This window comes from Poinsettia branch-inducing phytoplasma str. JR1, from assembly GCF_000309465.1.
GTDB classification, from domain to species: domain Bacteria; phylum Bacillota_I; class Bacilli_A; order Acholeplasmatales; family Acholeplasmataceae; genus Phytoplasma; species Phytoplasma pruni.
The window spans coordinates 1-7,306 of sequence record NZ_AKIK01000049.1 but is presented as its reverse complement, the minus strand read 5'-3'; the positions used below and the strand labels follow the sequence as shown (position 1 = coordinate 7,306).

6 protein-coding genes are annotated in these 7,306 nt (G+C 25.0%); 5 read left to right on the top strand and 1 reads right to left on the bottom strand.

The annotated features are described in order from the left end of the window. The first annotated feature begins 889 nt into the window (after window positions 1-889). From ON17_RS01390 to ON17_RS01370, 5 genes are all read left to right on the top strand, one after another. Entirely contained in the window at window positions 890-1,939 is a 1,050-nt protein-coding gene (locus tag ON17_RS01390) for a metal ABC transporter solute-binding protein, Zn/Mn family (protein WP_017191707.1), read from the top strand. After that, window positions 1,936-2,697, top strand: coding sequence for a metal ABC transporter ATP-binding protein (locus tag ON17_RS01385; RefSeq protein ID WP_017191706.1), 762 nt, complete (start codon window positions 1,936-1,938; stop codon window positions 2,695-2,697). The genes ON17_RS01390 and ON17_RS01385 overlap by 4 nt, the downstream gene beginning before the upstream one ends. Next, complete coding sequence (locus tag ON17_RS01380; protein ID WP_261974247.1) at window positions 2,697-3,797, top strand: metal ABC transporter permease; 1,101 nt, start codon at window positions 2,697-2,699, stop codon at window positions 3,795-3,797. The genes ON17_RS01385 and ON17_RS01380 overlap by 1 nt, the downstream gene beginning before the upstream one ends. Continuing rightward, window positions 3,790-4,878, top strand: coding sequence for a metal ABC transporter permease (locus ON17_RS01375; RefSeq protein ID WP_017191704.1), 1,089 nt, complete (start codon window positions 3,790-3,792; stop codon window positions 4,876-4,878). The genes ON17_RS01380 and ON17_RS01375 overlap by 8 nt, the downstream gene beginning before the upstream one ends. A gap of 236 nt (window positions 4,879-5,114) precedes the next feature. Next, window positions 5,115-5,531: an Hsp20/alpha crystallin family protein gene (locus ON17_RS01370; protein WP_017191703.1), complete on the top strand. Its 417-nt coding sequence runs from the start codon at window positions 5,115-5,117 to the stop codon at window positions 5,529-5,531. Window positions 5,532-5,839: 308 nt separating this feature from the next. Here ON17_RS01370 and ON17_RS01365 read toward each other — a convergent pair whose 3' ends face one another. Then, complete coding sequence (locus tag ON17_RS01365) at window positions 5,840-6,112, bottom strand: hypothetical protein (RefSeq protein ID WP_017191702.1); 273 nt, start codon at window positions 6,110-6,112, stop codon at window positions 5,840-5,842. Window positions 6,113-7,306 lie beyond the last annotated feature (1,194 nt).

Below are 7,306 nucleotides of genomic sequence, written 5' to 3'. Positions count from 1 at the left end.
TTTTAATTTACTTTTTTTAATTTTTTTTTATATGATGGAAGTTGATATATTAGTGTTTAAGGCGTAAAAGAAGATAATAGTTTTTTAAGAGGTGAAATAGAAGTTTTTTGGTTTAATATCTTTAAAGCTTGAAAAAACTTTATTATAGGTTAATTCATCAAGATGAAATAATCTTTTAACCAAGAGAAAATGTTGCTAAATATCTCTTTTTTGTTGAAAAAAATGTTTTTAAAAACAAAAAAAAGAGTATAATAAAAATGTAGTAATTTCAAAAAAGTATAAATATTTAAAATAAATCTCATTATTAACAATATAATCCTTTTTTTAGAGATAATTAATCATTAACTATCATTAAGTTCCAACAAAATCGATTTTTTTCTAATCACATTATTAGATTAATTTATCGAAAAAACATCTATTAAAGCATCATAGGCTTATTTATTAGCTATTAAAAAAATTTTTAAAACTGGAAAAAGATCTTTTAAAACAATTACCTTTTCTAACCACAAATTAACAATCCATTTTATTAAGATATAGTCTAACATATGGTAAATACACCACAAAGTTATAAATTTATTTCCGTTTTTATATCAATAATACTATCTTTTCTTACAAATACCCACATTTTTTATTCAAAAATTGAATTTCCGAATCTGATATATATAAAAAAATAGAAAATATCCTTTTTTAATCTATAAAGGGGATAAATATAAATTGTATGAATGTTGCTTTTTTTGATGCGATAATTGTTTTTATCTTTTGAACATTAAAGCAATACTATGGATATATTATATATCAACCCTCCCTTATAGATCAAAAAAGGCTATTAAATTCAAAATAATTCACATTTCCCGCATAAAACTGTTTTAAAATACTAAAAGGAAAAAAAATGAAAAAAATTCATGTATTCGTTATTTCAACAATTTTAATTGTTTTAGTTTGTTTGTCTTCTGTTTATTTTATACAACAACAAAATAAACAAAAAATCAACCAAAATAATAAAAAAACCATCGTGACCACAACTAATATGTTATACGATTTAACACAACATATTTTATATGATGACTTTAACGACAACAACATTCCTAATAAAAAGTCAAAAAATAACCAATTGATCGATAATTTATTAGAATTAAAAAAACCTATGATGGGAGTAGGCGTTGATCCTCATAATTATAAACCTCTCCCTAACCATCGTTGGATTATTTTACAAAGTGATTTAATAGTGATAAATGGACTCCATTTAGAAGCTAACATGGAAAAAGCTTTTCAATTATTAATTTCTGAAGAAAAGCCAAATAAATTATTTAATGTTGGAGAAAAATTGAAAGAAAAGTCAAATAACCCCATAATACAACATGATGGTGTAGATGACCCGCATATATGGTTTAATTACGAATTATGGATGGAAGCCGGAGAATTATTAAAAGAAAAAATAAAAAACTTAATTGATAAAACTGAAAAAACAGACGGCGAAACAAAAACAAAAGCTAAAAGCATTTTAAATAACAATTTCACAAATTATAAAAATACAGTCATAAAGGAAATAAACAAAGCCATCAAAGAATTGCAAAATATACCCGAAAACAAAAGATATTTAGTCACTTCTCATGATGCTTTTTCTTATTTTGGAAAAGTAGCTAGCTTAGAAATAGAAGCTATCCAAGGCACTTCTACTCAAACAGAAGCTAGTATTGGTGACATTAGAAGAATAGCTCAAAACATTAAAGATAAACAAATAAAAGCTATTTTTACTGAAAGTTCAATGACAAACAACACATTACAAAGTTTAAAAGAAATGGTAGAAAAAGACGGTTATCATATTAAAATGTGTGAAGGTGAAAACGGTTTATTTTCCGACTCTTTAAACGCTAATTTAGATTATTTACAAACATTTTTACATAATATCGAAATAATTACAAAGGAACTAAATAAATGAATAAAAAAAGAGCTATTACTATTAAAGATTTAACGGTGGCTTATCATTTAAAACCGGTTTTATGGGATATTGATTTAGATATCTTCCCAGGTTCTATAATGGCTATTATCGGACCTAATGGAGCAGGAAAATCAACTTTATTAAAAGCTATTTTAAATTTAATTCCTAAAGTATCAGGAGAAATTTTATTTAATAACCAAAAATATCAAAAAATTTATAAAAAAATAGCTTATGTTCCACAAAGAAATACTGTGGATTGGAATTTCCCTATTAACATTTTTGAAGTTGTTTTAATGGGTAGATATGGCTCTTTAGGTTGGTTTAAAAGACCGAAAAAAAAAGATAAACAAATCGCTTTAGAAGCTTTAAAAAAAGTAGAAATGCTAAATTTAAAAGATCGCCAAATTTCCGAACTTTCTGGCGGCCAACAACAAAGAGTTTTTTTAGCCAGAGCTTTAGCTCAACAAGGAGACTTTTATTTAATGGATGAACCATTTCAAGGGGTCGATTCTAAAACAGAAAAAGCCATTATGTTAGTTTTAAAAGAGTTGAAAAACCAAGGAAAAACAGTATTAGTGGTTCATCATGATTTAAATACGGTTCCACACTATTTTGATTATGTCACTTTGTTAAATGTGAAAAAAATCAATAGTGGACCAGTTAAAGAGGTTTTTACTCCAGAAAACCTTAAAAAAACTTATCAATTTGATTTTTTTAAAAAATTTTCCAATAATTCTAAAGAGGAGTCTGATAAATGATGGAAATTTGTCGTTTAATAAATGATATTAGTTATCAATTAATTGGTATCGCTTTTTTAGGTTTAGCTGCGGCTATTTTAGGCGTTTTTGTGGTTTTAAATAAAAAAGCTTTAGTAGGGGATGTTTTGTCCCATGTTTCTCTACCGGGAATCGTATTAGCTTATTTTTTACATGGTTTAATTATGGGCGATGATTCTGTCAAACAACCCGGCATATTAGTTTTAATCATAGGAGCTTTTATCATCTCTATAATAGCTTTATCTTTAATAGAAATGATTAAAAAAAATTCACCCATCCAATATGACGCTATTTTGGCTTTAATTCTATCGGCTTTTTTTGGTTTAGGACAGACGCTTTTATCTATTATACAACAAAAAAACGCCAATCCTTCTATCGCTCAATTAGAAAAATTAACCCTTGGGCAAATAGCTTCTATGTCTAAAAAAGAGTTATATACGGTGTTTATAATTGCTCTTTTAGTTTTAACCATTATTTTTGCGTTTAAAAAAGAATTAAAAATATTTATTTTTGACCCTTCCTTTTCTCAAAGTGTTGGAGTTAATGTTAAAATAATGAAAAAAATCATTAATGTTTTAACCATAATTATTGTTATTATTGGTTTAAGGATTGCTGGAATTGTTTTAATGAGTGCTTTTATCATTGCTCCTGCAATATCTGCCCGACAATGGAGTGATAAATTCAAAATAAATATTTTTTTAGCCTCTCTTTTTTCCTTAATAGCTGGTTTTTTAGGCACTATTTTCAGCGTTATTGATATAGGCTGGCCACATGTTCCTACTGGTCCGATTATTACAATCTTTTTATCTTTATTTGTTTTTATTTCTTTATATTTGGCCCCTAAACATGGTATTTTAAAAAAACATTTACAAAGTAACCAATATCAAAAAAAAATTAAAAAATATAAATTTTTGATTCATATCTATAACCAAAAAGATCAACAAATAGAACATGAAAATTATCCCCTAGAAACTTCGTTTTTGGAACAAAAATACCTCACTTATAATCAAAAAAAAATTACTTTAACTGCAAAAGGGCAACAATTAGTAGAAAAGTTAATGAAAAGGGAATTTCATGATTAATAATTTTTCCGAATTTAGCAATAATTTTGATTTTAATAGTTTTTTTATCGCAGTTTTAACAGCTATGGCAGCCTCTATTTTAGGTGTTTTTTTAATTTTAAAAAGAATGTCGATGGTAATTGATGCTATTAGTCACAGCGTTTTATTAGGTATTGTCTTAACTTTTTTAATAGTGCGGGATCTTAATTCTCCTTATTTAATCATAGGAGCTACGTTAATAGGTGTTTTTACATCTTATTTGAGTGATATCCTCTCTCAACATAGCAAAGTTAACGAAGATGCCGCTATTGGAATAACTTTTGCTTTTTTATTCGCTTTAGCGGTCTTTATCATAACTGTTTATATTCGTAATGCTCATTTAGATATTGACGCCGTGTTTACTGGTAGTTTAGAATTCATCAATAGCAGCAAAATTAAAATTATTTTACCTTTTTTTTTACTAAATTTATTCTTTTTCCTAGTCTTTTATAAAGAATTAAAATTATCTCTTTTTGATAAAAATTTAGCTATTTCTCTAGGTTTTTATCCTACTTTAATCAATTATATTTTAATCACTTTAGTCTCCGCAACATCCGTAGCCGCCTTTGAAATTTCGGGTTCTATACTAATGATTTCCTTTTTTATCGCACCTGCAGCTACCGCTTTATTAATTACTAAAAATTTATTTAGTAGTGTTTTATTTTCTATGTTTTTCTCTTTTCTAGGGGTTTTTGTAGGTTATAGTGCAGGTATTTGGTTGAATATGACTTTATCAGGCGCTATTTCTTCAGCGATGTTATTAATTTTTTTATTAGTCTTTATTTTTGAAACCAAAAATGGAGCAATAACCAAATTAATCCAAAAGAATAAACAAAAAAAATATTTTGGGATGATTAACTTATTGATTCATATACGAAACCACGAAAAAAAAGAAAATATTGTTCAAACCCAACAATCCTTAAAATGGTCTTCTTCTTTTTATCAAAAATGTTTAAAAAAATCATTTCAAGAAGGTTATGTTCAATTAGAAGGCGAAGAATTACATTTAACCCATAAAGGAGAAGAACTTTTAATCCAACAACAAGAAAAATTAGGAATATAAATAGTATTTTGTATCTTTTACATATCATCAACTATATTTTTACACCATAAAAAAGTCCTTATTAACAAAATAAATCTTTTTAAAAAAATAGCACTCACCTCTTGACAGTGCTAATTTTTTTTGATAAAATAAAAGTGAACTTGAAATAAAAGATAAAAAATGTTTTAAGTTTCTTCTGAAAGTTTTTTTTAATTTTTTCTTTATATAAAAAATAATAAAAAAGGAGTGTGCAATTCATGTTATTTAATTTAATTAATCCAAATCAAGATTTATTTGAAAATTTTTTTGAAGATATCAACAAATTAAACCCTTTTGTTAAAACAAACAATATTATGAAAACCGATATTCAAGAACACGATAAACAATATATTATTAGTGTTGAAGTGCCGGGCTTTAAAAAAGAAGACGTCAAAGTCGCTTTAGAAAATGGTTACTTAACTATTGAAGCCAATAATTCTCATGAAAAAGAAGAAAAAGAGCCTAATTTCATTAGAAAAGAAAGATTTAAAGGTGTTTTTAAACGTAGTTTCTATTTAGATAAAAATTTCGATTTAAAAGAAATGGAAGGAACTTTACAAGAAGGAATATTAAAACTAGTGATTCCTAAAAAAACTATTAAACAACCGGAAAAACAATATTTAGAATTAAAATGATAAACAATCGATTAATTTATTTAGATCCTATAATTGATTTTATTGTGGGATATTGTCAAATAATGAATTATATATCATAAAAAAAACTAACTTGAGAAAGTTAGTTTTTTTTATTTAGTTAATTGAGGTAATTTTTCTTTTTTAGAAATACGTAATACAAATCTAACGTTATTTGTGATAACAAAAATCATATAAATGATAAAAATCCATCGGCAAAATAAAATATATATATAAATCAGCAGAACGAAAACCTTCGTCATAATTCATGGTTTTTAATAATAAATCGTTAAAAAGAGACGAAAAAGAAATTAAAAAAGCAGGGGTGGTTTCAGAATACTTGTAAAAGAAACTAAAATGTTTAAAATTTCATTAGTTAAAAAAACCATCATTAGGAAAACTAAGGGAGTAACTACTAAATTAATAAATAATAATTTAAGCCAATTTTGATATGTTGTTTTTTCGTTATTTTCTGCAGGCGCCACTTTTTTAACAGGTACTTTTTTTATTTTTTTAACCTCTTCTTTTTTAACAGATGATGTTTTTTTCTCTTTTTCTGTTTCAACATTTTTTTTAACAGCCATTTTTTTCTCCTTTTATATTTGTGATTAAAATTTTTATTTTTTTATAAATATTTGTTTCAATATGGGGTAAAAATTTATTTTAAGTAATGAGGGGGATTTTGAATAAATTGTTTAAACGATTCTTGCAATTTAAGACAAATTTCATCTTGTGAAAATTGTTTGTCAGTAGCGGAATTGCGAATTTTTTCTATTTCTTGTTAATAATTGAAATGAAATAGAGCTTGAATTTCTGATTTGTCTTTATGGAATATTTTTTTACTTATTTGCACTTTATCAAAAATATATTCTTCTTGAAAATCATTATCAATTTGTATAATCCCTTTAGCACCTTGGTCTTTGTTTTTTTCATCATTATATTAAAGTTTAATAAAATTATTTTCAGAAACGATAGAACCATCTATTGTTTCCATTATGTGGTTTATTCATCATTAACTTTTTCTAAAACTTCTTCATTTTCTGTTTTTATTTCAGTCAATTTTAAAACAATACCTTCCTTTAAAAGTTATTTCATATATATATTGACGCGTGATTTTTGTTTTTTTATATAGCTATTTTTTTGCAGCTCGCATGTAGACATACATAGGCATTAACCTATTTGGGTTTTTATTTTGATGTTCTTTTAAAATATCCGCAAATTCTTATTGTGCAGAAATTTGTCCTTTATTGAAAATTTTAGGTATATGAATAATTTCTTGTTTATCTTTAGTCTTTAACATATATTGAGTTGAGTTAGACTGATTTTTTCCCAATCAGATTTTTTTTCAACAATCTTTTTCCATAAATTTTAATACATTTCATAATATGGAAAATATGGAGGAGAATATATTTTAAAAATTTGTTCTACTGTTTGGGAATTATTTGTTCAAATTCCTAAAGAAAAAATTAATAGTAAAAATGATGTCAAAAGAAACAAACGGAAAAAGAAACAAAAAAATTTTACTCTTTTTTTATCGTGCAAACCTTAAAATTGTATTTATTGAAAATAAAAAATCACCTTTGAAGAATTAATCTCTTTTTTTATAAAATCAATTTTTTATACATAAAATAATATTTATGCTAATAAATCATGCTTTTTATATCAAAAGAAATATCTATCAACATCATCAAATAAAAAATTATTAAAAAATAAAAATTAATGTTGATTATTGAAACAGTTTTAAATAGAAATTATCAATAAATTTTTTTAAATATAAT